Origin of the sequence: Pseudomonas sp. BNK-45 (assembly GCF_047456255.1) — a bacterium.
In the GTDB taxonomy this organism is placed as follows: Bacteria; Pseudomonadota; Gammaproteobacteria; order Pseudomonadales; family Pseudomonadaceae; genus Aquipseudomonas.
On sequence record NZ_CP179909.1, the window covers coordinates 370,195 to 395,678 of the forward strand.

19 protein-coding genes and 1 pseudogene are annotated in these 25,484 nt (G+C 64.7%); 3 read left to right on the forward strand and 17 right to left on the reverse strand.

Going from position 1 to position 25,484, the window contains the following annotated elements:
- Nucleotides 1-2 precede the first annotated feature (2 nt).
- The 11 genes from hutI to hutC all read right to left on the reverse strand — a co-directional run bounded on the left by hutI (nt 3) and on the right by hutC (nt 13,862).
- Nucleotides 3-1,208, reverse strand: a complete 1,206-nt coding sequence (gene hutI, locus ACMGG8_RS01670; RefSeq protein ID WP_108545895.1) for an imidazolonepropionase — start codon at nt 1,206-1,208, stop codon at nt 3-5.
- Nucleotides 1,209-1,220: 12 nt separating this feature from the next.
- Nucleotides 1,221-2,633 carry an amino acid permease gene (locus tag ACMGG8_RS01675; RefSeq protein WP_060837129.1) on the reverse strand — a complete coding sequence of 471 codons (1,413 nt, stop codon included), beginning with the start codon at nt 2,631-2,633 and terminating at the stop codon, nt 1,221-1,223.
- 156 nt (nt 2,634-2,789) lie between these two features.
- Entirely contained in the window at nt 2,790-4,328 is a 1,539-nt protein-coding gene (gene hutH / locus ACMGG8_RS01680; protein WP_102862768.1) for a histidine ammonia-lyase, read from the reverse strand.
- A gap of 116 nt (nt 4,329-4,444) precedes the next feature.
- Nucleotides 4,445-5,968 (reverse strand): HAL/PAL/TAL family ammonia-lyase, encoded by a 1,524-nt coding sequence (locus ACMGG8_RS01685; protein ID WP_414159062.1) that lies wholly within the window; start codon nt 5,966-5,968, stop codon nt 4,445-4,447.
- Nucleotides 5,969-6,037: 69 nt separating this feature from the next.
- Complete coding sequence (locus ACMGG8_RS01690) at nt 6,038-6,868, reverse strand: quaternary amine ABC transporter ATP-binding protein (protein WP_016968648.1); 831 nt, start codon at nt 6,866-6,868, stop codon at nt 6,038-6,040.
- Nucleotides 6,865-7,716: an ABC transporter permease gene (locus ACMGG8_RS01695; RefSeq protein ID WP_016968647.1), complete on the reverse strand. Its 852-nt coding sequence runs from the start codon at nt 7,714-7,716 to the stop codon at nt 6,865-6,867. The genes ACMGG8_RS01690 and ACMGG8_RS01695 overlap by 4 nt, the downstream gene beginning before the upstream one ends.
- A gap of 72 nt (nt 7,717-7,788) precedes the next feature.
- Nucleotides 7,789-8,754: an ABC transporter substrate-binding protein gene (locus tag ACMGG8_RS01700; RefSeq protein WP_235759181.1), complete on the reverse strand. Its 966-nt coding sequence runs from the start codon at nt 8,752-8,754 to the stop codon at nt 7,789-7,791.
- A gap of 75 nt (nt 8,755-8,829) precedes the next feature.
- Complete coding sequence (locus ACMGG8_RS01705) at nt 8,830-10,299, reverse strand: purine-cytosine permease family protein (RefSeq protein ID WP_060837126.1); 1,470 nt, start codon at nt 10,297-10,299, stop codon at nt 8,830-8,832.
- 144 nt (nt 10,300-10,443) lie between these two features.
- Nucleotides 10,444-12,126, reverse strand: coding sequence for a urocanate hydratase (gene hutU / locus ACMGG8_RS01710; RefSeq protein ID WP_047301154.1), 1,683 nt, complete (start codon nt 12,124-12,126; stop codon nt 10,444-10,446).
- A gap of 417 nt (nt 12,127-12,543) precedes the next feature.
- Nucleotides 12,544-13,116 (reverse strand): HutD family protein, encoded by a 573-nt coding sequence (locus ACMGG8_RS01715; RefSeq protein ID WP_414159063.1) that lies wholly within the window; start codon nt 13,114-13,116, stop codon nt 12,544-12,546.
- A complete protein-coding gene (gene hutC, locus ACMGG8_RS01720; RefSeq protein ID WP_016968643.1) occupies nt 13,113-13,862 on the reverse strand; it encodes a histidine utilization repressor in 750 nt (249 codons plus the stop codon). The genes ACMGG8_RS01715 and hutC overlap by 4 nt, the downstream gene beginning before the upstream one ends.
- A 107-nt stretch (nt 13,863-13,969) precedes the next feature.
- Here hutC and ACMGG8_RS01725 point away from each other — a divergent pair, with 107 nt between their 5' ends.
- Nucleotides 13,970-15,334: a formimidoylglutamate deiminase gene (locus tag ACMGG8_RS01725; protein WP_060837124.1), complete on the forward strand. Its 1,365-nt coding sequence runs from the start codon at nt 13,970-13,972 to the stop codon at nt 15,332-15,334.
- A gap of 77 nt (nt 15,335-15,411) precedes the next feature.
- On the opposite strand, the gene ACMGG8_RS01730 is transcribed toward ACMGG8_RS01725, so the two are convergent.
- On the reverse strand, nt 15,412-15,981 hold the full coding sequence (locus ACMGG8_RS01730) for a lipocalin family protein (protein ID WP_060837123.1): 570 nt from the start codon (nt 15,979-15,981) through the stop codon (nt 15,412-15,414).
- A 33-nt stretch (nt 15,982-16,014) separates the two neighbouring features.
- Nucleotides 16,015-16,269 carry a hypothetical protein gene (locus ACMGG8_RS01735; RefSeq protein WP_011058771.1) on the reverse strand — a complete coding sequence of 85 codons (255 nt, stop codon included), beginning with the start codon at nt 16,267-16,269 and terminating at the stop codon, nt 16,015-16,017.
- 417 nt (nt 16,270-16,686) lie between these two features.
- On the opposite strand from ACMGG8_RS01735, the pseudogene ACMGG8_RS01740 reads away from it, so the two are divergent.
- Nucleotides 16,687-17,586, forward strand: a pseudogene (locus tag ACMGG8_RS01740) (cache and HAMP domain-containing protein); the annotation flags it as partial.
- Nucleotides 17,587-17,679: 93 nt separating this feature from the next.
- Nucleotides 17,680-18,444 (forward strand): methyl-accepting chemotaxis protein, encoded by a 765-nt coding sequence (locus tag ACMGG8_RS01745; RefSeq protein WP_371826192.1) that lies wholly within the window; start codon nt 17,680-17,682, stop codon nt 18,442-18,444.
- Between the two features lie 69 nt (nt 18,445-18,513).
- Here ACMGG8_RS01745 and ACMGG8_RS01750 read toward each other — a convergent pair whose 3' ends face one another.
- From ACMGG8_RS01750 to ACMGG8_RS01765, 4 genes are all read right to left on the reverse strand, one after another.
- The gene (locus ACMGG8_RS01750) at nt 18,514-19,116 is read right to left on the reverse strand and encodes a DUF924 family protein (RefSeq protein WP_414159064.1); all 603 of its coding nucleotides are present in this window, start codon (nt 19,114-19,116) and stop codon (nt 18,514-18,516) included.
- A gap of 3 nt (nt 19,117-19,119) precedes the next feature.
- On the reverse strand, nt 19,120-20,130 hold the full coding sequence (locus tag ACMGG8_RS01755; RefSeq protein WP_060837119.1) for a class 1 fructose-bisphosphatase: 1,011 nt from the start codon (nt 20,128-20,130) through the stop codon (nt 19,120-19,122).
- A 161-nt stretch (nt 20,131-20,291) separates the two neighbouring features.
- Nucleotides 20,292-21,671 (reverse strand): DUF3999 domain-containing protein, encoded by a 1,380-nt coding sequence (locus ACMGG8_RS01760; RefSeq protein ID WP_060837118.1) that lies wholly within the window; start codon nt 21,669-21,671, stop codon nt 20,292-20,294.
- The gene (locus ACMGG8_RS01765) at nt 21,668-25,297 is read right to left on the reverse strand and encodes a DUF2339 domain-containing protein (protein WP_414159065.1); all 3,630 of its coding nucleotides are present in this window, start codon (nt 25,295-25,297) and stop codon (nt 21,668-21,670) included. The genes ACMGG8_RS01760 and ACMGG8_RS01765 overlap by 4 nt, the downstream gene beginning before the upstream one ends.
- Nucleotides 25,298-25,484: the final 187 nt, after the last annotated feature.

The following is a 25,484-nucleotide window of genomic DNA, read 5'->3' on the forward strand; positions in this document are numbered from 1 at the left end:
TCCTAGACAGTCACTTCAATGCCGTGTCGCACGACACGTTTTTCCAGGTCGCCGCCCAGCCAGTAGGCCAGGTCGGCGGGACGCTCGATCTGCCAGGCGACGAAGTCCGCCACCTTGCCCGCTTCCAGCGAGCCATGGGTCGTGTCCATGCCCAGGGCCTGGGCCGCGTGCAAGGTCACCCCGGCCAGCGCCTCCTCGGGGGTCATGCGCAAGCAGGTGCAGGCCATGTTCAGCATCAAGCGCAGCGACAGCGCCGGCGAGGTGCCGGGATTGAGGTCGCTGGCCACGGCGATCTTCACCCCATGCTTGCGCAGGGCGGCCAACGGTGGCAGTTGGGTTTCCCGGAGGAAATAGAACGCCCCCGGCAACAGCACCGCGACGGTTCCCGAGGCCGCCATGGCAATGGCATCGTCCTCGGTCATGAACTCCAGGTGATCGGCGGACAGCGCCCGGTAGCGCGCCGCCAGGCTCGATCCGTGCAGGGACGACAGCTGCTCGGCATGCAACTTGACCGGCAGTCCGAGCTTCTGCGCAGCGATGAATACCCGCTCCACCTGCTCAGGGGAGAACGCCAGGTATTCACAGAAGGCATCCACCGCATCCACCAGCCCTTCAGCCGCCAGGGCCGGGAGCATTTCCGTGCAGATGTGCTCGATGTAGTCGTCGCTGCGCTCGGCGTATTCCGGCGGCAGGGCATGGGCCGCCAGGCAGGTGCTGCGCACACTGACCGGCAACTCCTCGCCAAGACGGCGGATCACCCGCAGCATCTTGCGCTCGCTGGCCAGGTCCAGGCCGTAGCCGGACTTGATCTCGACGCTGGTGACGCCATCGCGCAGCAGGCTCAGCAGACGCTTGCGGGCGCTGCTGAACAACGCCTCTTCGGTGGCCTCGCGGGTCGCCCGCACGGTGCTGGCAATACCGCCACCGGCGGCGGCGATCTCCGCGTAGCTCACGCCCTGCAGGCGCTGTTCGAACTCGCCGCTGCGGTTGCCGCCAAACACGATGTGGGTGTGGCAATCGATCAGCCCCGGGGTGACCCAGGCGCCGCCCAGGTCCTGGACCTGGTAGTCATCGGCGACCGGCGCCTGCTGGCGCCGGCCGATCCACTCGATGTGCGCCCCTGACGTCACGATGGCCGCGTCCTCGATGATCGAGTAAGTGCCCTGGGCCATGCTGGCGACGTTGCAGTGTTGCCAAAGAGTTCTCATCCAAGGCCTCCGTTAATGATCAGTAGGTAAAGAAGAATCGACGCGAATCTGCTGAGCCTGCCCCGCCGCCGGCTTGACCCACAACAGATAGGCCACCACCAGCAGAACGATCCACACCACGCCCACCATCAGCGCCGCTTGGGTTTTCGGGAAATAGCCCAGCACGCCAAAGATGAACAGCATGAAGGCAATCGCCGCCGCCGGCGCCCAAGGCCAGAACGGCACCTTGAACTGCAACCGGGCCACTTGCTCGGCGGTCATGGAGCGCCGCATGGCCACATGGGTCAGCAGAATCATCAGCCACACCCAGACCGTGGCGAAAGTGGCCAGGGAAGCGATCAGCAGGAAGATGTCTTCCGGGATCAGGTAGTTCAGCACCACGCCGCCCAACAGGGTCACCGCCATCACCACCACGGTCATCCACGGCACGCCGGCCTTGGACACCTGGGCAAAGCCCTTGGGCGCCTGCCCTTGTTGGGCCAGGCCGTACATCATGCGCCCGGCACCGAAGATGTCGCTGTTGATGGCCGACACCGCCGCCGAAATCACCACGATATTGAGGATGGTGGCCGCCGAGCTGATACCCAGGCTGTCGAAGATCTGCACGAACGGGCTGCCCTGAGTGCCAATCTGTGGCCAGGGGAAAATCGACATCAGCACGAACAGGGTCAGTACGTAGAACAGCAGGATGCGCAGAGGCACCGCGTTGATCGCCTTGGGAATGACCCGCTGTGGGTCCTTGGCCTCACCGGCGGTGACACCGATGATCTCGATGCCGCCAAAGGCGAACATCACCACCGCAAAGGAGGCGATCACCCCGCCAATGCCGTTGGGCATGAAGCCGCCATGGGCCCAGAGGTTGCTGGCGCCGGTGGCCTGCTCGGTGAGCGCGCTGCCCATGCCGAACAGCATGATGCCGAAGCCGCCGAGGATCATGGCGATGATCGCCCCGACCTTGAGCAGCGACAGCCAGAACTCCATCTCGCCAAAGACCTTGACGCTGCACAGGTTCAACCCGCCGATGAGCAGGACGATGCCCAGCACCCAGATCCAGCGCGCCACCTCGGGAAACCAGAAGCCCATGTAGATGCCGAAGGCCGTGACGTCCGCCAGGCAGACGATGAGCATCTCGAAGGCGTAGGTCCAGCCCAGGATGAAGCCCGGCAAGGGCCCCAGGTACTGACTGGCGTACTGCCCGAAGGAACCCGACACCGGGTTGTGTACCGCCATCTCCCCCAGGGCGCGCATCACCATGAACACGGCAGCGCCACCGATCAGGTAGGCCAGCAGCACCGCCGGGCCGGCCATCTGGATGGCGGAGGCCGAGCCGTAGAACAATCCGGTGCCAATGGCCGACCCCAGGGCCATGAAGCGAATATGGCGAGCCGTCAGCCCCCGACGTAATCCTGTTTCTTGCGATTGCATGTCATCGTCCCTTTTATTGTTATCGGACAAGTGCGCCCCACGCCAGAGCGCGGGGCGACATCAGCGGGCGCTCCGCGCCCGTCTTGCAGGTGAAGCGAACCCACTCGGGCCACCGCTCTCGGCCGAGCGCGGAGTGATCGGGTGGCCCGGCGTGCATTACAGGCTCGGCAACAACTGGGCTGGCAGCAGCCCATTCAGGCAGCGCGAAGCCAACAACTCGCTGGCCGCGTTGATATCCGGTGCGAAGAAACGGTCCTTCTCGTAGTACGCCACCTTCTCGCGCAGGGTGGCGCGGGCTTTTTCCAGGGTCGGCGAGGTTTTCAGGCCTTCGCGCAGGTCCAGGCCCTGACAGGCCGCCAGCCATTCCACGGCCAGCACACCGCGGGTGTTCTCGGCCATTTCCCACAAGCGCTTGCCGGCGGCCGGCGCCATGGAAACGTGGTCTTCCTGGTTGGCGGAAGTGGGAATGCTGTCCACCGAGTGCGGGTGGGCCAGGGCCTTGTTCTCACTGGCCAGGGCCGCAGCGGTCACCTGGGCGATCATGAAGCCGGAGTTGACCCCGCCATTGGCCACCAGGAACGGCGGCAGCTGGGACATGTGCTTGTCCATCATCAGCGAGATACGGCGCTCGCTCAGGGACGCGATCTCGGCGATGGCCAGGGCCATGTTGTCGGCCGCCATGGCCACGGGTTCAGCGTGGAAGTTGCCACCGGAAATCACATCGCCTTCGGCAGCGAACACCAGTGGGTTATCGGACACCGCGTTGGCTTCGACCACCAGCACTTCGGCGGCCTGACGGAACTGAGTCAGGCAGGCGCCCATCACTTGTGGCTGGCAACGCAGGGAGTACGGGTCCTGGACCTTGTCGCAGTTCTGGTGCGAGGCGGACACCTCGGTGCTGTCCCCCAGCAAGGCGCGATAGGCCGCAGCGGTGTCAATCTGCCCGCGCTGACCGCGAGCGGCGTGAATCCGTGGGTCGAACGGCGAGCGCGAACCCAGCACCGCTTCCACCGTCAGGCCGCCGCACACCAGAGCACCGGCAAACAGGTCTTCGCCTTCGAACAGCCCGCGCAAGGCGAACGCGGTGGACACCTGGGTGCCGTTGAGCAGCGCCAGGCCTTCCTTGGCGGCCAGGGTCAGCGGCTTGAGACCGGCGACTTCCAGGGCCGCGGTCGCTTCCAGCCACTGGCCCTTGTAGCGCGCCTTGCCCTCACCCAGCAGCACCAGGGACATGTGCGCCAGAGGCGCCAGGTCGCCGGAAGCGCCCACCGAGCCCTTGAGCGGGATATGCGGATAGACCTCGGCATTGATCAGAGCGATCAGGGCATCGATCACCTGACGGCGGATGCCGGAGAAACCGCGGCTCAGGCTGTTGACCTTGAGCACCATGATCAGGCGCACCAGATCGTCGCTGATGGGCTCACCGACGCCGGCGGCATGGGACAGCACCAGGGAGCGCTGCAGGTTTTCCAGGTCGGCGCTGGCGATGCGGGTCGAGGCCAGCAGGCCAAAACCGGTGTTGATCCCGTAGGCGGTGCGGTTCTCGGCAAGGATTTGCTCGACACAAGCGACGCTGGCGTCGATCTGCGCCGAGGCGCTGTCATCCAGGGTCAGGGTCAGCGGCTGCTGATAGATGGCCCGCAGTTGGGCCAGGGTCAGTTGGCCGGGAATCAGGTTAAGCGCAGTCACATTCATGCTCCTTTTGAGAGTTTTGTAATAACTACCAGTCGCTCCGGAAGCTTCCGTTATCCGTCGTCATTCGCGGTTTTGCACGAGTGACGCCTTGGCACGCTGGTGATGGAAAAAACGGTTTATTGCACCTTGGAAAAGCGTTTGTGCAGCAGCTCCGGATCCCTGAGCAGAGCCGCTGCGCTGGCAATGTCCGGCGCCAGCCAGCGGTCCTGGTCATAGGCCGGGACCCGCTCGCGCAACAGGCACCAGGCGATACCGGTGCCGGTGCCGAAGCGCTGCGCCTTGAGAAATTCGAAAGCCTGGGCCGCCAGCAGGTACTCGATGGCCAGGATCTGGGTGCAGTTCTCCAGTACCTGATGCAGCTTCAGGGCGGCATTGGTGCCCAGGCTCAGGTGGTCTTCCTGCAGGCCCGAGGTCACGTAGTTGTCCAGCACCGCCGGCTGTGCCAGTTGACGGTTCTGGGCACACAGCGAGGCCGCTACGTATTGCACGATCATCATTCCGGAGTTGACCCCGGGCTCGCTCACCAGGAACGCCGGCAAGCCGCTGACATGAGGGTTGATCAAGCGGTCCAGGCGACGTTCGGCAATGGCGCCGATCTCGGCCATGGCGATGGCCAGCAGGTCCGCCGCCAGCGCCACCGATTGCCCGTGGGGGTTGGCCTGGGACACCACGCGGTACTGCTCCGGGGTGCCCAGCAGCAACGGGTTGTCGGTAGCTGCATTGAGCTCGGTTTCCACCTGCCTGGCGGCATGGGCCAGTTGATCCCGGGCTGCGCCGTGCACCTGGGGAATGGAGCGGATGCTCAAGGCGTCCTGGGTACGGATGCCGCGGCTGGCGGCGATGACTTCACTGCCGTCGAGCAAGGCCCGCAGGTTGCTGCCCACCACCTGCATGCCGGGGTGCGCCTTGAGGGCAATGATCTGGGCATCGAAGGCGTCGATCTGGCCCCGCTGAGCCTCGAAACTCATGGCACCGATCACATCGGCCCACTGCAGCAGGCGGCTGGCGTCGGCCAGGGCCAGGCAACTCAGGCCGGTCATGCACGGCGTGCCGTTGACCAGGCACAGGCCATCCTTGGCCCCCAGTTGCACCGGCTGCAGCCCCTCTTCGGCCAGGGCCTGTTCGGCGCTGACTACACGACCGCGATAGCTGACCTGACCGACGCCCAGCAAGGCGATGCCAATGTGGGCCATGTGGGTCAGGTAACCCACCGAGCCCTGGGACGGTACTTGGGGGGTGATGCCGCGATTGAGCAGGGCCAGCAGCGCCTCGACCACCTGGCGGTGGATGCCGGATTTGCCGTGGCTGTAGTTGATGATGGCGGCGCAGAGGATCGCCCGGGTCTGCTCATCGGCCAAGGCCGGGCCCACGCCGCAGGCATGGCTGAGCAAGGTGTTGCGCGACAGCTGGCTGAGTTGCTCACCGGCCAGCACCACGTTGCACAAGGCGCCCAGCCCCGTGCTGATGCCATAGGCGCGTTCGCCACTGTTCACCACCTGGCGGACGATGGCCTGGGCATTGTCGATACGCGCCCAGGCCTGGGCCGAAAGCGCCAGCTGCGCGCCATGACGGGCGACGGCGACTACATCCTGCCAACCCAGGGGGGCGTCGGCGATAACGATTTTTTCAGCCTGGGACATCGGGGACCTCTTCTTGCAAACCTTGGGTTGTCTGCCGCTTTGCCGGACCTTTGGCCGGCCAGCCGGCTCCTACACGGTGGCGGCGCGGCGCTGGACGAAACGGTCGACGTACTCATCCGCCGGCGAATGCAGGATCTCCTTCGGCGTACCCACCTGGATCAGGCGGCCGTCCTTGAGGATCGCGATGCGGTTGCCGATGCGCACGGCCTCGTCCAGATCGTGGGTGATGAAGACGATGGTCTTGTGCAGGGTCTTCTGCAGCTCCAGCAACTGGTCCTGCATCTCGGCGCGGATCAGCGGGTCCAGGGCGCTGAAGGCTTCATCCATGAGGATGATGTCGGTGTCCGCGGCCAGGGCCCGGGCCAGGCCGACCCTCTGGCGCATGCCGCCGGACAGCTGGTGCGGGTACTTCTTCTCATAGCCCTTGAGGCCCACGGTGTTGATCCAGTGCAGGGCCCGTTCGGCGCACAGTGCCTTGCTCTCGCCACGCACCTTGAGGCCATAGGCGACGTTGTCCTGCACATTGCGGTGGGGCAGCAGGCCGAAGCTCTGGAACACCATGCTGATCTTGTGCCGGCGGAATTGGCGCAGGGCCTCCATGTCGTATTGCAGGATGTCTTCGCCGTCCACCAGGATCGCGCCGCTGGTGGGGTCGATCAGACGGTTGAAGTGACGCACCAGGGTCGACTTGCCGGAACCGGACAGGCCCATGATGACGAAGATCTCACCGGTGCCGATGCTCAGCGACAGGTCATTGACCCCCACCACGCAGCCGGTCTGGGCCAGCACCTGATCCTTGCTCTGGCCCTGGCGGATCATCGCCAGGGCATCAGAGGGGCGGTTGCCGAATATCTTGAAGACGTTCCTGACTTCGATCTTGCTCACGGCAGCACTGCTCATTTGCTCACCTCATGACGTGGACGACCGTAGGCCTGGGTAATGCGGTCGATCACCACCGCCAGAATCACGATCGCCAATCCCGCTTCCAGGCCACGCCCGACGTTGAGGGTCTGGATGCCCACCAGCACATCCTCGCCCAGGCCGCGGGCGCCGATCATCGAGGCGATCACCACCATCGACAGGGCCATCATGGTGGTCTGGTTGATCCCGGCCATGATGCTCGGCAGGGCCAGGGGCAGTTGCACACCGAACAGCTGCTGCCAGCGGTTGGCGCCAAAGGCGTTGATCGCCTCCATCACCTCGCCGTCCACCTGGCGGATCCCCAGGTCGGTGAGACGGATCAGCGGCGGCGCAGCGTAGATCACCGTGGCGAAGATCGCCGGCACCTTGCCCAGGCCGAACAGCATCAGCACCGGGATCAGGTACACGAAGCTGGGCATGGTTTGCATGATGTCCAGCAGCGGCATCAGCACCGAGCGCAAGCGGTTGCTGCGGGCCGAAAGAATCCCCAGGGGGATGCCGATCAACACCGAGATCAGTGTGGCCACCAGCATCAGGGCCAGGGTCTGCATCAGCTTGTCCCACAGGCCGACGGCGCCCACCAGGAACAGCAGGCCGACGATCACCGCCGTGGTCAGCAGCTTGCGGGTCGCATGCCAGGCGATGCCGCCGACAATCGCCAGCATCAGCCACCAGGGCGCCAGGCGCAGCAGGCCCTCCAGGTTGACGATGGCCCACAGCAGGGTGTCGGAGATATGCCGGAACACATCGCCGTAGTTGGTCACCAAGGCGTCGACCCAGCCATTGACCCAGTCGGCGATGGAAAAAGTGAAGCGGTCTGGAAACATAAGAAATTCTCGATCAAAGGAGGTTGTGGTCCGGCTTCCGGCGGTGCTTGCGAACCGCCGGAAAGGCTCGACCTACAAGGCCGCGTCGATTTTCCTGGCCGCGTCTTCGCTGACCCATGGGTGCCAGACTTCAGGATGTTCCTTGAGAAAGAGTTTCGCCAGTTTCGGCGACTCGATGCGTTCGCGGGTCATCCGCGCCAGATTCTGATTGAGCAGGTCGATGGGCAGGTTGGCCTTTTCCAGCACCGCCACCAGTTCCGGGGCCTCATCGTGGAAGGTCCTGGACAGGCCGACCTTGATGCTCACGCTCTTGTCGACGCCGGGTTTCTCCTCCAGCTTGACCAGATCCACCTGGCCCATCAGCGGCGTCGGCGACCAGTAGTAGAAGAGGATCGGCTCGCCACGCTTGTAGCTCGACAGCACCGCCGCATCCAGGGCCGGGCCGGTGCCCGGACGGAAGTTGGTGTAGTGGCTTTCCAGGCCGTAGCTCTTGAGCATCTCGCTGTTGTCCAGCTCGCAGGTCCAGCCCGCCGGGCAGTTGTAGAAGCGGCCCTTGCCCGGTTCTTCCGGGTCCTTGAACAGGCTGGCGTATTGGCCCAGGTCGGCGATGTTTTTCAGGTTTGGCGCCTTGGCTTCGAGCTTGCGCTTGGCGTCGCCCTCGATCACATAGCGCGGCACGTACCAGCCTTCGACGGCTCCCACCACCGGCGCGCCGACGCCCACCACCTTGCCGGCCTTCTCGGCCTTGTTCCACACCTCGCTGCGGCCCACCCACTCTTCGGCGAAGACCTGGATGTCATTGCTGCCCAGGGCGTTTTCCATGGTGATGGAGTTGCCCGGCAGGCTGTCGGTCTTGCAGTCGTAGCCCTTCTCCAGGACGAACTGCAGGACGTCGGTCAGCAACATGCCGCTTTCCCAGTTCAGGCCGGCGAACTTCACCGGTTTGCCCGACTCGCACCAGCCGGCCGCCTGGGCGCCGGAAGCGGCCAGCAAGCCCATGGACAGCAACGTGGTCAGCAGGGTCTTATGCATTTTCATTGTGTGACGCTCCTAATCATAAGTTGGCTTACGGCAGTTAAGAGGCATCCAGCCCTGTCCACGTCCCGTCAAGACTCACACCGCTGCAGCGCGGCCGGTCCCACTCAGTTCTTGTTCGATCGGCGCACCCTGCTCTTGCGGCAGGATCAGGTGCTCGGGCACCGCGCCATGCCACTTCTTCGCGCACACGTAGTACAACGCCGCCGGCACCAGCAGGCCGATGATCCAGGAGATATCGGTATCGCCCAGACTCGCCACCAGGGGGCCGGTATAGAAGTGGGTGGAAATGAACGGCATCTGGATCAGCACGCCGAACACATAAATAGTGATGCCCATGACATTCCAGCGACCGTAGCGACCGTCCGGGTTGGACAGTGCCGGGATGTCATAGCGCTCCTTGGTGATGCAGTAGAAATCCACCAGGTTGATCGCGCTCCAGGGCGTGAAGAACGCCAGCAGGAACAGGATGAAAGACTTGAAGGCGCCGAGGAACGAGTGCTGGCCCAGCAGTGCGATCAGGGTCGCGGTGCCGACAATCAGCAACACCGCGATCAGCCGCTGCAAGCGCGTCACTTTCAGCTCGCCGCGAAAGCCGCTGATGATGGTGGCGATGCACATGAAGCTGCCGTAGGAGTTCAGCGTCGAGATGGTCACCTTGCCGAAGGCGATGCTGAAATAGAGCATCGCGGCAATGGCGCCGCTACCGCCCAGGCCGACGATGTAGGCCACTTCACGACCGGCGAACTGGCCCTGGGACAGGGCCGCGGCGAACACGCCGAGCACCATCGCCACCTGGGCACCGATCACCGAGCCTGCGCCAGCGGCGAAGAACGTCTTCAACGGCGACGTCTTGCTCGGCAGGTAGCGCGAATAGTCGGCCACGTAGGGTCCGAACGCGATCTGCCAGGACGCGGCCAACGACACCGCCAGGAGGAAGCTGCTCCAGCTGAAGTGCCGAATCGCCAGCAAGGCGCTGACATCGGTCTGCTCCAGCAGCCGACTGAACAGATAGAAGAAGGCGACCACGCCGATCACGCTGGCGACCCGGCCGATGTAGTGGATCACCCGATAACCGAGCACGGTGACCAGCACAATGACGCTGGCGAAGATCAGGATGCCGAGACTGTCGCTGACACCGAACATCTGGCCCAGCGCCTGGCCGGACAGCACCGTGCCGGTGGCGGTGAACCCCAGGTACATCAGGCACACCAGCACCATCGGGATGGCGGCGCCATAGACGCCGAACTGCACCCGGCTGGAAATCATCTGCGGCAGGCCGAGCCTCGGCCCTTGCGCCGCATGCAGCGCCATCACTGCGCCACCCAGCAGTTGCCCGATCAACAGACCGATCAATGACCAGAACACATCGCCGCCCAGCACCACCGCCAGAGCCCCGGTGACGATCGCCGTGATCTGCAGGTTGGCACCCAGCCACAGGGTGAACTGGCTCAGTAGACGACCGTGTCTTTCCGCTTCCGGGATGTAGTCGATCGAACGCCTTTCGATCAACGGTTTGTTGTTGGCACGATCATTCGCTAAAGCCATGGACGTCAAACCTCTATGGGCACTACTGACGATATCCACTGTAGAAGCGAGCTTGCTCGCGAGGCGGTGCATCTGATGCCGCGCGGTGCTTGCTTCGCCAGCAAGCTGGCTCCTACAGGGAGAGTGGGTGAACCGACGCTCCGGTTACTTGCCGGTGATCATCGGCAGGTTCAGGCCCTGTTCCTTGGCGCAGTCGATGGCGATCTGGTAACCGGCGTCGGCATGGCGCATGACCCCGGTGGCCGGATCGTTGTGCAGCACCCGGGCAATCCGCTCGGCCGCTTCATCGGTGCCGTCGCAGACGATGACCATCCCCGAATGCTGGGAGAAGCCCATGCCGACACCGCCACCGTGGTGCAGGGAAACCCAGGTCGCACCGCTGGCGGTGTTCAACAGGGCGTTGAGCAGCGGCCAGTCGGACACGGCGTCGGAGCCGTCCTGCATGGATTCGGTTTCACGGTTCGGGCTGGCCACGGAGCCGGAGTCGAGGTGGTCGCGACCGATGACGATCGGCGCCGACAGCTCGCCGCTGCGGACCATCTCGTTGAACGCCAGGCCGAGCTTGGCGCGCTGGCCCAGGCCGACCCAGCAGATCCGCGCCGGCAGGCCCTGGAAGCTGATGCGCTCGCGGGCCATGTCCAGCCAGTTGTGCAGGTGGGCATCGTCAGGGATCAGTTCCTTGACCTTGGCGTCGGTCTTGTAGATGTCCTGCGGGTCGCCGGACAGCGCCGCCCAGCGGAATGGACCAACGCCACGGCAGAACAGCGGACGGATGTAGGCCGGCACGAAACCCGGGAAGTCGAAGGCATTCTCGACGCCCTCTTCCTGGGCCATCTGGCGGATGTTGTTGCCGTAGTCGAAGGTCGGGACGCCCATCTTCTGGAACGCCAGCATGGCTTTGACGTGTTCGGCCATCGACTGCTTGGCGGCCTTGATCACGGCAGCCGGCTCGGTCTTGGCGCGGTCGCGGTACTGCTCCCAGGTCCAGCCCTTGGGCAGGTAGCCGTTGAGCGGGTCGTGGGCGCTGGTCTGGTCGGTGACCATGTCCGGACGCACGCCGCGACGCACCAGTTCCGGCAGGATTTCGGCAGCGTTGCCACACAGGGCGATGGAGATCGCGCGGCCTTCGGCGGTGTATTTCTTGATCCGCGCCAGGGCGTCGTCCAGATCGGTGGCCTGTTCGTCGACGTAGCGGGTCTTGAGGCGGAAGTCGATGCTGGTCTGCTGGCACTCGATGTTCAGCGAGCAGGCCCCGGCCAGGGTTGCGGCCAGCGGTTGCGCGCCGCCCATGCCACCCAGGCCGGCGGTCAGGACCCAGCGGCCCTTGAGGTTGGAGTCGTAATGCTGACGACCGGCTTCGACGAAGGTTTCATAAGTGCCCTGGACGATGCCCTGGCTACCGATGTAGATCCAGCTACCGGCGGTCATCTGGCCGTACATGGCCAGGCCCTTGGCGTCCAGCTCGTTGAAGTGCTCCCAACTGGCCCAGTGCGGCACCAGGTTGGAGTTGGCGATCAGCACCCGTGGCGCGTTGCTGTGGGTCTTGAACACACCCACCGGCTTGCCGGACTGCACCAGCAGGGTTTCGTCGTCATTCAGCTGGGTCAGGGCGTCCACGATCTTGTCGTAGCACTCCCAGTTGCGCGCGGCGCGACCAATGCCACCGTAGACCACCAGTTCCTTGGGGTTCTCGGCAACTTCCGGATCGAGGTTGTTCATCAGCATGCGCAGCGGCGCTTCGGTCAGCCAGCTCTTGGCGGTCAGCTTGTTGCCACGTGCGGCACGGATTTCGACGTTGCGGAATTTGGTGGGTTTGCTGTCAGTCACGGAAAAACTCCTCGGCGATGAGTCCAAGGTGCGAAGAGGATTCCATCGACTCTTACGCACACATATTTACTTGTACATACAAGCATATGCAATCAAGCGGCCAACTTGCATGAGACATCCCTGAAAAGCCCGTGGATAAAACCGCGGGCCTTGTGGAACAAGGCTTTCAAACAAGCGAGATTTTTCGAGAAGAGGATTTTGCTCAGCCGCCAGGCTGTTACCAAACAACGGTTTTGCGCTGTCCTGGGGCGTTCGGTAACAAATGGGTGCGCGGGAGACATCGCCCCGGCCGGGAAAGATGCGCCGCACACACCAGTGCCGCGGACCAGCATCCGCGGGTCATCGAAGGGAAGCTATAAGGAGGGGAAACCTGCAGCCGTCGCGGTCCGTATCCCGGACTGCGACGGCCCATGGACATCAGCGGGCGGTGAGCTCGATGACGCAGCAGCGTCCGTCGGTGGCGATCTCCAGTACTCCGGCATTGCCATCCAGGCGCAGGCAATCGTAACGACCCAGGGCCTGCAACGGGCTGCTGCCCGTGTCCACCCAGGCTTGCTCGGCGGCACTGAACACCAGCACGGTGTGGGCCTGGGTAAAGAAGCGCTGCTGACCATCGAACCACTGCAAACGAGCGGCATAACGCTCAGGGCAGTAAATCAGGTTGAAGTCGCGGATCGCCCCGTCCAGCAGTGCGCAGCTCACCTGGCTGGCGCCACTGAAGGCGAAGGGGTCCAGCGGCAGCAACGGCCGCACGGCCTGACCATCCACCGTCAGTTGCATGCCCGCGCCTTGCAGCACGGTGATGATCCGCTGATAACCGGCAAAGCTGGAGAAGCCGCCGGACTCGCCAATGTCGGCAATCGACAGGCGCCAGCCAAAGCCTTCCAGGCCGGTGCCGGCGTCACGGGTGATTTCTTCGGTGCTGCCGCCGCCGTTTTTCCAGGGCATGCGCGGGTAGTCGGCGGCGCGTAACAGAGTGGACTGGATCATTTGTGAAAGCGTCCTTCCAGACGATGACGGGAGCCGGGGTGGATCAAGCGGGCAGCGGTCACCGGCTGACGTCCGGACCAGGTGCGACGGCGAATCAGCAGGCACGGCTCGCCGCGCTCGATCTGCAGCAGCCGGCACTCCTCGGGCTCGGCGAGGATCGCCTCGACCACATGCTCGCCCTCGGTCAGCGGCGCCACCTGGGACAGATAGGCGTAAGGGGTTTGCAGGGTGAAGTCCTGCTTGAGGTACTCCGGCGCCACCAGGGCGTTGACGAAGCGATCCTCGATCTGCACCGGGATGTCGTTCTCGAAATGCACGATCAGCGAGTGGAAGACCTTCTGCCCTTCACGCATGTCCAGGGCCAGGGCACGCTCGGAACCGGCGGCCTCTTCACCCAGGGTGATGACCTGGCAGGTGTGGCGATGACCGCGGGAAGCAATCTCGTCGGCAATGTTGTGCACTTCGAACAGGGCCGACTGGCTCTTGGGCTCGGCGACGAAAGTGCCCACGCCCTGCATGCGCACCAGCATGCCTTCGGCGGTCATCTCACGCAGCGCGCGGTTGATGGTCATGCGGCTGAAACCCAGCTGGTTGACCAGCTCGCTTTCCGAGGGAACCCGGTAATGCGGTGGCCAGTTTCCGCTCTCGATCTGCTGGGTGATCATCTGTTTGACGCGGGCATACAAGGGCGCCGGACTATCGCCCAGATGGGCAGCCAGCGGCGATTTGGCAGGCGGAGTCGGCACAGGAAATCCTTGTTGAGGAAAAAAGGTGACTAGCTTGCCGGAGTTTACCGGGCAGGCAAACGTCTGTATATGTATATACAAATAACACACGATGGGGTGCTTGAACCATGTCCGCCTTCTTCGCCGAACGCGCGCTGCTGCCTGATGGATGGGCCAACCATGTACGTCTTGAAGTCAGCCCCGATGGCCTGTTGACACAGATCCAGGCCAACGCCAGCGCCGAAGGTGCACAACGGCTCAAGGGCCCGCTGCTGCCCGGCATGCCCAACCTGCACTCCCACGCGTTCCAGCGGGCCATGGCCGGGCTGGCGGAAGTGGCCGGCAACCCCAACGACAGCTTCTGGACCTGGCGCGACCTGATGTACCGCCTGGTGGGCAAGATCAGCCCCGAACAGCTGGAGATCATCGCCCGCCAGCTGTACATCGAAATGCTCAAGGCCGGCTACACCTCGGTGGCCGAATTCCATTACGTGCACCACGACAGCGATGGCCGGCCCTACGCCGACCCTGCCGAGTTGTCCCGACGCATCAGCCAGGCGGCCGCCGCCAGCGGCATCGGCCTGACCCTGCTACCCGTGCTCTACAGCCACTCGGGCTTTGGTGGCCAGGCGCCGAATGACGGCCAGCGCCGCTTCATCAACAGCACGGAAAACTACCTCCAGCTGCAACAGCGCCTGCAACCCGTACTGGCGCAACAGGCCAACCAGCAACTGGGCCTGTGCTTCCACTCGTTGCGCGCAGTCACGCCCCAGCAGATCAGCGAAGTGCTGGCCGCCAGCGACCGCCAGTGTCCGGTGCATATCCACATCGCCGAGCAACAGAAGGAAGTTGACGACTGCCTGGCCTGGAGCGGACGCCGTCCCCTGCAATGGCTGTACGAAAACGTCGCGGTGGACCAGCGCTGGTGCCTGGTTCACGCCACTCACGCCAACCCGGAAGAAGTCAGCCTCATGGCCAAGAGCCGGGCCATTGCCGGCCTGTGCCTGACCACCGAAGCCAACCTGGGGGACGGCATCTTCCCGGCCGTGGATTTCCTCGCCCAGGGCGGGCGCCTGGGCATCGGCTCCGACAGCCATGTTTCGCTGAGCGTGGTGGAAGAGCTGCGCTGGCTGGAATACGGCCAGCGCCTGCGGGATCAACGGCGCAACCGCCTGTACCGCGCCGACCAGCCCATGGTGGGGCGGACCTTGTACGACGCCGCGCTGGACGGCGGCGCCCAGGCCCTGGGGCAAGACATGGGTGCCCTGGCCGTGGGCAAGCGTGCCGACTGGCTGGTGCTGGATGGCAACGACCCCTACCTGGCCACGGCCGAGGGCGATGGCATTCTCAACCGCTGGCTGTTTGCCGGTGGCGACCGTCAGGTACGGGATGTGATGGTGGGTGGCCAGTGGGTTGTGCGCGACGGACACCATGGCGCCGAAGAAGACAGCAGCCGGGCCTTCACCCAGGTCCTGCGCGACCTGCTCAACTGACCCATAGGCACAGGAGCCGGCTTGCCGGCGAAAGCGTCCATGAAAGCGCCCTCGCCGGCAAGCCGGCTCCTACAGGTCTACTTCGAGGTCTTGGCCATGGCCGAGTCCGACACCCGCCAGATCAATCGCGTGGTGTCATAACCCTGCTGACGCGCCCTACTCAGCAACTCTTCGCGCACCGTCTCGTTGACCTCGGGCGTGCGCGACAGCAACCACAGGTAGCGCCGGTTGGGGTTGCCGACAATCGCGGTCTTGTAGTCATCGCTGACATACAGCACCCAGTAGTCGCCCTTGGTCGCTCCCGGCAGCAGCCGCGAGAACCAGTTATCGAACTCGACCCACAGCTTGTCGGTCTTGCCCGGCACCTGAGGCGTGGCGGTACCCCGGGCCTCTTCCCACTTCCACTCCGGGGTCAGGCAGCGATTGAGCACCGCCACGTTGCCCTCCGGCAACAGGGTGTAACGCGCCTCGGATTGCGCGCAGTTACGCTGGAAATACATCGGCAACCGCGCCAGCTCGTACCAGGTCCCCTGGTAACGCTTGAGATCGACATGGTTGACAGTCTTGGGCGCCAGCGAATCGTCCCGGGACGTGGCGCAGCCGGCCAAGAGCAGGCCGACCAGAAGAGTGAAAACAAAACGCATCATTATTTTTCTCCCGTGGGCCCGAGGCCCCGGTTCTTACTTCAGGCCTTGCCCGGAAAACATCAGCACCTTGTCACCGGCATACTGCACGCTGATAAAGCTGTTCTTGTCGCCCCAGGTGCAACTGGACATACCCAGCGCGCCCGAACAGTCGGTCGGCTTACCCAGGAGTTGTTCGACCTCGGCCTTGGGCATGCCCGCCGAGAGTTTGGAATAGTTTTCCTGATTGACCTTGCTGCACGCGGCCAGCAGCACGCAGAAGGACAACAGAGCGAGAGAACGCAGGGACATGGTGAACTCCTGGACGAAGGGGGGAAGGCCTGTCAGCCAACCAGAAGCTTAGAAGAGAAAACCCCCTTCTGGTTCCCCGCGCGACCGGGTATTTGTTGCCCGGCGAGCGAGGCATTTTCCCGGCAAATCAAGCACCTTTTCACCCGGCCCTGCAGTTCGTCGGTTTTCCCCGCCCGCTCCTCATCTTCCTTGATGGCCAGTCGACATAACTGCAGCGCAAAACCTTCCACTGTGGCAAATTGACGCCCCCTCGTTGACCAGCCCATCGCGGTAGTTCACTTAATGACCAGAAACATGAAGTTCAGCCACAAGATCCTGCTCGCCGCCGCCCTGGTGGTGGCCGTCGCGTTCGCCTGTTTTATTCTGTTCAACGACTACCGACAGCGCGAAGCCCTGCGCAATAGCACCGAGTCAACCATGCAGGAACTGGGCAGCCTGACCACCAGCAATATCCAGACCTGGCTGGAAAGCCGCATCCAGCTCCTGCAGTCTCTGGCCCAGCAGATTGCCGTGGACGGCAGCGGCGCCGAGAGCCTGAAACGCAGCGTCGGCCTGCCCGCCTACACCGGCAACTTCCAGCTCAGCTACTTCGGCGGCCAGGACGGCGTGATGTTTTCGGTGCCGGCCGGCAATCGCGCCGCCGACTACGACCCCCGCGCCCGCGGCTGGTACAAGGCGGCCACCGGCGCGCAACGGACCATCGTCACCGAACCCTACATCGCCGCTTCGTCCGGCAAGCTGGTGATCACCGTGGCCACCCCGGTGCAGCATCAGAACCAGATGATCGGCGTTGCCGGCGCCGACATCGATCTGTCGAGCATCAGCGCCATCATCAACTCGCTGAACTTCGGCGGTCATGGCCAGGCCTTCATCGTCAGCGCCGATGGCAAGATCCTGATCCACCCCGACAGCAAGCTGGTGCTCAAGAGTCTCGCCGAGGCCTACCCCGCGGGCGCCCCGAGCATCAGCCCCGGGCTGAAAGAAGTGCAGCTCAATGGCAAGACCCAGTTGATCTCCTTCACCCATGTCAACGGTGTGCCTTCGGCCGACTGGTACGTGGCCCTGGTCCTGGACAAGGACACCGCCTTCGCCGTGCTCAGTGAATTTCGCACCTCGGCGATCATCGCCATGCTGATTGCGGTGGTGATCATCATCAGTCTGCTGGGCATGTTGATCCGCATGCTGATGCAGCCGCTGCACGTGATGGGTCGGGCCATGCACGACATCGCCGAAGGCGAAGGCGACCTGACCAAGCGCCTGGTGATCCATGGCCACGACGAATTCGGCACCCTGGGGCTGTCGTTCAACCGTTTCGTCGAACGCATCCACAGCTCGATCCGCGAAGTGTCCTCGGCCACCGGCCAGGTCAACGAAGTGGCCCTGCGCGTAGTCGCCGCCTCCAACTCGTCGATGTTCAACTCCGACCAACAGGCTTCGCGCACCAGCAGCGTGGCCGCGGCCATCAACCAGCTGGGCGCCGCCGCCCAGGAAATCGCCCAGAACGCCGCCCTCGCCTCGCAGCACTCCAGCGAGGCCCGCAGCCTGGCGCAAGACGGCCAGCAAGTGGTGGATCAGACCATCGCCGCCATGCATCAGCTGTCGGCGAAGATCAGCAGCTCCTGCGACAACATCGAGACGCTCAACAGCAATACGGTGAACATCGGGCAGATCCTTGAGGTGATCACCAGCATCTCTCAGCAGACCAATCTGCTGGCCCTCAACGCCGCCATTGAAGCGGCCCGCGCCGGTGAGGCCGGGCGCGGCTTCGCGGTGGTGGCGGACGAAGTGCGCAACCTCGCCCACCGTACCCAGGATTCGGCGCAGCAAGTGCAGAAAATGATCGAGGAGCTGCAAGTGGGCGCCCGCGAAGCGGTGGGCACCATGACCGAAAGCCAGCGCGAGAGCGAAAGCAGCGTCGGCATCGCCAACCAGGCCGGCGAACGCCTGGGCAGCGTGACCCAACGCATCGGCGAGATCGATGGCATGAACCAGTCGGTGGCCACCGCCACCGAGGAACAGACCGCGGTGGTGGAGTCGATCAACGTCGACATCACCGAGATCAACACCCTGAATCAGGAAGGGGTGGAAAACCTGCAAGCCACCCTGCGTGCCTGCGCCGACCTGGAACAACAGGCCAAGCGCCTGCAGCATCTGGTGGGCAGCTTCCGTATCTGAGGAGCAGCTTCGCCGGCAGCCGGCTCCTACCACTCTTGCGTAGGAGCCGGCTTGCCGGCGAACGCGCGCTTAAAAACGCGAACCAGGCTCGCGCAGGAAGGCCAGTTCCTCGGCAGTGGATTCACGGCCGAGGATGGCGTTGCGATGGGGGAAGCGCCCGAAGCGGGCAATGACCTTCTGGTGCCGCTCGGCGTAGTCCAGGTGATCGGCGAATACCGGACGATCATCCTCGGGCTGTTCGTCATGCAGAGCAGCAAAGCGCGAAACCCCTTCGTTCTGCACCGCCAGGTGCTCGCAATGCTCGAACACCAGGTAGATGAAGCAGCGCTGCATGGCCGGCAGGCGCCGGTCAAAATCCGCGGCGATGCCTTGCGCCACCAGTGCCTGGGCACGGGCGTCGCCAGAGAATGCCTTGGGGGTGTCGCGGTGGATCATCCGCGGTAACTGATCGAGCAGCAGCACCAGGGCCAGCCAACCTTGGGGACTTTGCGTCCACTCGGTCAATCCGCCGGCCAGTGCCTGCTCCACCAGACCCGCAAAGCGCTGGCGCGCTTCGAGGTCCTGGCTGTCGCGCTTGCCGAACCACAGCCGGCCCTTGGCAGCGACAATCTCCGCCGGCTTTTCGGCTGAGCCGAACCACCAATCAAGCAGAGGCTGCCAGGGCGCGGCCATGTCTTACTCCTTGTGGTAGCCCGTCACGCGAGCCACTTCTTCTTTCGAGCCGAGGAATACCGCAACACGCTGGTGCAGGCCTTCAGGCTGAATGTCGAGGATGCGCTGGTGACCGTCGGTGGAAGAACCGCCGGCCTGCTCGATGAGGAAGGACATCGGATTGGCTTCGTACATCAGGCGCAGTTTGCCCGGCTTCTCCGGCTCGCGGCTGTCGCGTGGGTACATGAACAGGCCGCCACGGGTCAGGATACGGTGCACGTCGGCAACCATCGCCGCGACCCAGCGCATGTTGTAGTTCTTTTTCAGCGGACCGGTATCGCCGGCCAGCAGCTCGTCCACGTAGCGCTTGACCGGGGCTTCCCAGTGACGCTCGTTGGACATGTTGATGGCGAATTCCTGGGTGGATTCCGGAATCTTGATGTCTTCGTGGGTCAGCACGAAGCTGCCCATCTCACGATCCAGGGTGAAGCCCTTGACGCCGTGGCCCAGGGTCAGGATCAGCATGGTCTGTGGACCGTAGATGGCGTAACCGGCAGCGACCTGCTGGGTGCCCGGCTGCAGAAAGGCCTTTTCGTTCAAGGCTTCGTTCTGGCTCAGGTACTCGTTCGGGCAGCGCAGCACGGAGAAGATGGTACCGACCGGGGCGTTGATGTCGATGTTCGACGAACCGTCCAGCGGGTCGAATACCAGCAGGTAGGCACCTTTGGGGTATTTGCCGGGAATCTGGTAGGCATTGTCCATTTCCTCGGACGCCATGCCGGCCAGGTGACCGCCCCATTCGTTGGCTTCCAGGAGAATCTCGTTGGAGATCACATCGAGCTTCTTCTGCACTTCGCCCTGCACGTTTTCCGTGCCCATGCTGCCCAGAACACCACCCAGGGCGCCTTTGGACACGGCGTGGCTGATCTCCTTGCAAGCACGCGCCACCACTTCGATCAGGAAGCGCAGATCGGCAGGAGTGTTGTTGCTGCGGGTCTGCTCAATCAAATAGCGACTCAGGGTAACGCGGGACATGGACGGCTCCGGAGGAATGGGGGAGGTTGAAAACCCGCGCAGTTTAACGCGAGTCGGGGCGCATTTCCTCCTCTCAGACAGGGAACTGCCAGATAGAGTTCAGGCAGCGGTTTTCAGCGTAGACGGATTTGTCGCGAGGGCACTTGCCCCCGCCACAGTGATCAGGATTTGGCCGCCGGTTTGCGCAGCAGGCTCACCGCCATCCCGGCCAGGGCCAGCACCCCCAGCAGCAGCACGGCCCACAGGCCGATCTTCTTCCAGTCCGGCCCCACGGCCGCGGCGCCGGCGGGTGCCGTGGCCGCGACTGGCGTCAACGGCGCCGCGCCCTCGACCTTGGCCTGGCCCAGTTCCTTGAGGCGCTGCGGGCTGTAATCGGGAATCAGCGTGGTCAGCGGCAGGTTGGCCGCCACCGCGCTCGGATTGCCCAGCGCCAGCGTGTAAGGCCCGGCGCCCCGGGCCAGGAACACCAGTTGCGTGCCGCGCACGGCAAACGCCAGGGTCGGCGCCTCGGCCCCCAGGCCGCCGCCACGCTCGTCCACCGTCAGTTTCAACTGTTGCACGGTCTGCCCCGGCAGTTGCAGTTCGTTCTGCTGCACGTCCTGGCCATTCTGGGTCAGGCGGTACAGCAGGCCGTTGTTCAGGGTCTGCCAGGGCAGGCTGCTGTCACGGCGGCCATACAGGGTCGCCGGTGCCAGCGTGTTGGCCTCCTTGAGGTCGATGCGCACCCGCTCGACATTCAGCCCCATGGGCAGTTGCCAGGTGTATTCGCCGGCCTTGGCGGCGGTGCCGCGCAGGGGCTGGGACCACACCAGCGGCGACGGCAGGCTGGTAGTGCTGCTGCTCTGCAGTTGCGCCGAGGTCAGCACCGGCGCCGATTGCGGGGTGTTCCACAGCAGGCGCAGGTAGCGCGCCGACTGCCCGGGCAAGGCCACTTCATGCTGCTCGATCCGCTCGTCGGCAAATGACAGGCGCGCCACCTGGCCGTCCCCCCAGGATTGCCAGTGCTGCAGGTCGTCGCTGGCCTCGATGCTGAAACGCTGGAAACCGTCGCGCTCGCTGGTCCAGTCCAGCAGCAGTTGCTGCAGCGGGGCCTTGATGCCACTGGCATCGAGCAGCCAGCCGCGCAGTACTTCCTCGCCCGCTTCCAACTGCGTGGCCGGCTGCACCTCCACCAGAGTGCCGTTGGCGCTGGATTGCACCCGCACGCTGGGGGTGCTGTCGCCGGCTTGCGCCGAGCTGTACAGCGGGAACCACTTCACCTCGGTGAGGCTCTGCTGCTCGCGGGTCTGTGCCTGTTGGCGGGCCAGGGCATAGGCCTGGGGCTCGCCGGCGGCATTGAACACGCGGACATCCCGCAGATCGGTCTGGCTGGCATGCAGCTGCACCTCCAGCGGCAGCTCCAGGCGATACCAGGGCCCCTCGCCACTCAGGGTCAAGGGGGCCTGGGACTTGAAGTCCCCCGGCTTGTCCTGGGCCACGGCGGACAGCGCCACACACAGGCTCACAGCGCCCCACCAGCCCAGGCTCAGCTTCGAACTCACGATGACACTCCTTCATCCAACGGTTTTCCGGGCGCGGATTCGGCCTCGGCGCGCTTGGGCGGCAACGGCGCGAAATAGCCCACCACCAACAGCAGTCCCCCCACCCCGATGAACGAGACGATCCGCGCCAGCCCACCACGGTTGCTCAACTCCACCAGGAACAGCTTGGCCACCACCACCGCGATCAGCACCGCGCCGATCAGCCAGACTTCGCGCCGATGGCGCAGATGCCCGCCGATCATCAGGCCCAGGGCAATCAGGGTCCAGACGATGGACAGCCCGGCCTGGACCATCATCGACTCAAGCAAGGCATCCGGCTGGAACGGCACGCCGCTCCAATGATGGGCCGCACGCATCACCAGCACGGTGAAGAAGGCGAACAGGGAAATTCCCGCCAGCAACTGCGTGCCACGCTCGGCGTAATCGGCGCGGATCGCCAGTTCCTGCACCGCGCTGCGCGACCAGACATAGACGCCGAACAGGGCAAACAGCAGCCCCAGTTCCAGGGGGTTGAGCAGCGGCAGGTACGGCAGCGGTTCGGCGCGGCCATCGCTGAAGGTATTGGCCAGCCAGAACCAGCCCAGCATCAGCAGCGCCAGGGGCAGCGCGGCATACAGGCGATATTCACGGGAATGCGCACTGACCGGCCACGGCCAGGGGCGCGGCGCGGCCATCGCCACCAGGTACAGGCTCGGCAGGATCGCCCAGCCCAGCCAGCGCCAGGCGTTGTACTGCTCGGACAACAGCAGCAAGCCATAGCGCAGCTCCAGCGCCAGCACGCCGATCAGCAACCAGCAGCCCAGCACATGGGCCGTGCTCAAGACTCGCGCCGGCAGCCAGGCCTCCAGGCGCCGCAAACTGAAGAAGTGCACGACGAACAACAGGCTCCAGGCCAGCCAGCCCAGATCCGCCGCCGGGTGATAGCGCGACGTCCAGGACGCCAGCAGCACCAGGGCCCCCGCCGGTATCAGCAGGCTGCACACCAGCCCCAGGGACTTCCATTGCAGGCGCCGGGCCAACAGTGCACAGAGCAGCACGCTGAGGGCCGTGATCAGCAGCAACAGGCTCGCCTGCCAATGCGCCGGGGCGAAACGCAGCACTTCCTTGAACCAGGTAAATGCCCACCAGCAAGCGCCCCAGGCCAGCAGCAGATCGGACAGATGCCCCAGGCTCAAGGCGTCGAAGGCCGAGCCGTGATTGCCCCGCTGCAAGCGCCAGGCTCCCAGCAGCGCCGCCAGGGCCAGGACCATCGGCGTCCAGAAATCGCCATTGGCCAACGGACGCACGCCCTCGACCACGCCCCCCAAGAGCCCGTCTGCGCCGGCCAGCAGGAACGTGCTGCCGCCAATCACCTGCAACAGCAGGCCAAAGGCAAAACTGGCCCGCTGCTGCAGATACAGGCTGAGCCAGATGATCAACAGGCCACTGGCGGCCCAGACGCCGCTGGCGGTGCGCCAGGGCAGCACGAACAGCACCGCCAGGTTGATCATCATCAACCCGGCCAGCAGCACCACCGACAAGCCCCGCAGCAGGCGCGGGTCATGGCGCACCATGTCGTTGCGCGCGGCCAGAAGCATGCCACCGATCAGGGTCAGGCCAATCAGCGAGGCGCTCATCAGGCCGCTCCAGCCGGCGCTCAACACCGCGCCGGCATCGCCGCCCGCGCCTTGCAGGCGCATCAAAAACAGCCCACCGCCCAACAGTTGCACGGCAAAGGCCGTGAACAGGAAGGTCCGCGATTGCAGGCGCAGGCCGACAAACAAGGTCGCCAGCCCAGCCAGGGCCCAACTGATGGCCGTGCCCTGGGTGAACAAGAACAGCGGCGCCAGCAGGTACAGGAAGCCCAGCCCGGCCACTGCCAGGACCGGCGCAATGCCCTGCTCCCAGCTCGCCGAGCAGGCCTTATCGGCCCGGCGCAACTGGTCGAAGCTGAACAGCAGCGCAGCACCGAGCAATAGCGCGCCCAACGGCGCACCGTCCAGCAGGCTGGAATCGCCGGGGCGCAGCTCACTGAGGAAGGCCAGGGCCGAGCCCAGCTGCAGCAGCAAGGCGAAGATCCGGGCCAGGGGACGCTGCTGACGCAGGCCGAGCCAGAAGACCCCCGCGCCCTCCACCGCCCAGGCCGCGGACGTCCAGCGCGCATCCAGGCCCAGGGGAATGGCCAGGGTGGCGAAAATCACCCCCAGCGCCAGGCAGGTTTCACCCAGCAACAGAGCGCGGCCGCCCATCAGCAGCCGTGCCAGGACCATGTAGATCAGACCCAGGGCCAGGGCACTGAAGGAGGCGGCGAACTCCAGGTGCTGGACCAGCGCCAGTTGCAGGCCGAAGCCCACCAGCGGCGGGCCGAACAGCAGGCTACCGTCGACGTAATCGCCCTTGCGCGCCGACCAGTGCAGCAACGCCTGGCGGCTGTCGTCCGCTGGCGCATCGCGCGTCTCCAGCAGCTTGCGCCGGGTGAACAGCAGGCCGATGGCCAGGTACATGACAAAGAACAGGATCAGGAAGGGTTCGGTGCTCCACAGCAGCTCCGGAGTGTAGGAACGCAGGCCCCAGGCAAAGCCGATGCCGAAGGTGCCGACAAAACCGATCAGGTTAAGCAGGCGCCAGGCCTTGAACCAGGCGATGGCCAGGATGCCGGCATTGAGCAGCGCGAAGTAGCTGAACAGCGCCACATGGCTGCCGGCACCGGTGGAGGTCAGGATCGGCGCGGCGAAACCGCCGAGGGCCGCAGCGGCCGCCAGCCCCAGGGCATCCTGGGTGATGGCCAGAATCGCCGAGAACAGCGTGACCGCCACCAGCAGGCCCAGGGCCGCGGAAGGGTCGAGCAACGGGTGCAGGCGCATGGCGGCGAACACCGTCAGGTAAAGCACGGCGATGCCCGTGCCCTGCAGCATCAGGGCGTAGTTGCTGTTGCGCCGCCGCAGCCACCAGCCCAGCCCCAGCAGGCCCAGGGAGCTGGCCGCGACGCCGGCGTAACGCAGTTCGATAGGCACCACCATGCCTTCGGTGGCGTAGCGCAGCAGGAAGGCCAGGCCGAGGAACAACAGCACCACGCCGACCCGCAGCACGGTGTTGCCGCCGAACAGCCAGTTGCGCGCCCCGCTGATGGCGCGCTCGATCAGGTTCGGCTCCCGCGGCTGCGCCACGGCAGGCTCAGCGGCCGGCGCCTGGGGCTGCCAGACCGACTCCGGCAGCGGCTGGCTGGCGTCGAGCGCCGCGCCGGCACGCGGCGCAGCGGGCAACTCCCAGACCAGCTCGGCCGCCGCCGGTGCCGGTTCCACGGGCCGGACTTCGTCAAGGATGAATTCAGGCAGGTCCTGCAGCTCGGGCGCGGCGCTCAAGCCGCTGCTTGCCTCGGCAGGCGGGGTGCTGTGCTGGGGTTCGGCAAGCGCCTGGGCAGCACCGCCGGGGGGTTCCAGCTGGGCCAGGCGCTGACCCAGGGTGGCGAGGGTGCTTTTCGCCTGCTCCAGCTCACGGTGCTGGTCGAGCACCTGTCGCTGCAGGGCACCGAAACGAATGGCCAGGCCAAGCACCAGGCCCAGTAGCGCGCCAATCAGGGCATCGCTGATGGACTGGTCGACGATCCAGCCCAGCAAGGCACCCAGCAGCATGAACATCCATTGCATGTGTCGATATCCCTAAGCGGTCCACTGACGGACGGGTACGGCGGTGTCGAGACTTGGCAGGCAAGCGGGCCCAACCACCCAGTGCGGGAGCCGGCCTGCCGACGCAGATATCTCCCCGATTGGAAGCCGAGCGCGGCCCAAAAGACACCATCCGGGAGATAAAATCGCCGCTCAGTATATCGATCCG

Bases quoted from the DNA above. Each gene is read 5' to 3' on its own strand.
- hutI (WP_108545895.1), bottom strand. From the start codon at position 1,208: ATGAGAACTCTTTGGCAACACTGCAACGTCGCCAGCATGGCCCAGGGC.
- ACMGG8_RS01675 (WP_060837129.1), bottom strand. From the start codon at position 2,633: ATGCAATCGCAAGAAACAGGATTACGTCGGGGGCTGACGGCTCGCCAT.
- hutH (WP_102862768.1), bottom strand. From the start codon at position 4,328: ATGAATGTGACTGCGCTTAACCTGATTCCCGGCCAACTGACCCTGGCC.
- ACMGG8_RS01685 (WP_414159062.1), bottom strand. From the start codon at position 5,968: ATGTCCCAGGCTGAAAAAATCGTTATCGCCGACGCCCCCCTGGGTTGG.
- ACMGG8_RS01690 (WP_016968648.1), bottom strand. From the start codon at position 6,868: ATGAGCAGTGCTGCCGTGAGCAAGATCGAAGTCAGGAACGTCTTCAAG.
- ACMGG8_RS01695 (WP_016968647.1), bottom strand. From the start codon at position 7,716: ATGTTTCCAGACCGCTTCACTTTTTCCATCGCCGACTGGGTCAATGGC.
- ACMGG8_RS01700 (WP_235759181.1), bottom strand. From the start codon at position 8,754: ATGAAAATGCATAAGACCCTGCTGACCACGTTGCTGTCCATGGGCTTG.
- ACMGG8_RS01705 (WP_060837126.1), bottom strand. From the start codon at position 10,299: ATGGCTTTAGCGAATGATCGTGCCAACAACAAACCGTTGATCGAAAGG.
- ACMGG8_RS01715 (WP_414159063.1), bottom strand. From the start codon at position 13,116: ATGATCCAGTCCACTCTGTTACGCGCCGCCGACTACCCGCGCATGCCC.
- ACMGG8_RS01725 (WP_060837124.1), top strand. From the start codon at position 13,970: ATGTCCGCCTTCTTCGCCGAACGCGCGCTGCTGCCTGATGGATGGGCC.
- ACMGG8_RS01730 (WP_060837123.1), bottom strand. From the start codon at position 15,981: ATGATGCGTTTTGTTTTCACTCTTCTGGTCGGCCTGCTCTTGGCCGGC.
- ACMGG8_RS01735 (WP_011058771.1), bottom strand. From the start codon at position 16,269: ATGTCCCTGCGTTCTCTCGCTCTGTTGTCCTTCTGCGTGCTGCTGGCC.
- ACMGG8_RS01745 (WP_371826192.1), top strand. From the start codon at position 17,680: ATGTTCAACTCCGACCAACAGGCTTCGCGCACCAGCAGCGTGGCCGCG.
- ACMGG8_RS01750 (WP_414159064.1), bottom strand. From the start codon at position 19,116: ATGGCCGCGCCCTGGCAGCCTCTGCTTGATTGGTGGTTCGGCTCAGCC.
- ACMGG8_RS01755 (WP_060837119.1), bottom strand. From the start codon at position 20,130: ATGTCCCGCGTTACCCTGAGTCGCTATTTGATTGAGCAGACCCGCAGC.
- ACMGG8_RS01765 (WP_414159065.1), bottom strand. From the start codon at position 25,297: ATGCAATGGATGTTCATGCTGCTGGGTGCCTTGCTGGGCTGGATCGTC.